We start from the raw sequence: 256 nt of genomic DNA, 5'->3' as shown, positions 1-256 counted from the left end.
TGGAAGGACCGGGCCCTGCTGGCCATCGCCGACCGGATCGAGCGCAAGCGCGACGTGGTGCTCGCCGCGAACGCGGCGGACCTGGAGCGGGGCCGCGTCGACGGGACCTCGGAGGCGCTGCTGGACCGGCTCGAGCTCGACGCCCGGCGGATCACGGGCCTGGCCGAGAGCCTGCGCGAGCTGGCCGCCCTGCCGGACCCCGTGGGCGCGTTCGTCCGCGGCTCCACCCTGCCCAACGGCCTGCGGATGCGCCAGG

At 77.0% G+C, this 256-nt stretch carries 1 pseudogene; it reads left to right on the top strand.

The features are described 5' to 3' along the window. Positions 1-256 (top strand): annotated as a pseudogene (locus tag C1X29_RS28935) (gamma-glutamyl-phosphate reductase); the annotation flags it as partial.

The organism is Pseudomonas sp. GW456-12-10-14-LB2 (genome assembly GCF_002884345.1).
Classification (GTDB): domain Bacteria; phylum Pseudomonadota; class Gammaproteobacteria; order Pseudomonadales; family Pseudomonadaceae; genus Aquipseudomonas; species Aquipseudomonas paraglycinae.
This window is presented reverse-complemented; position numbering and strand designations above follow the sequence as displayed.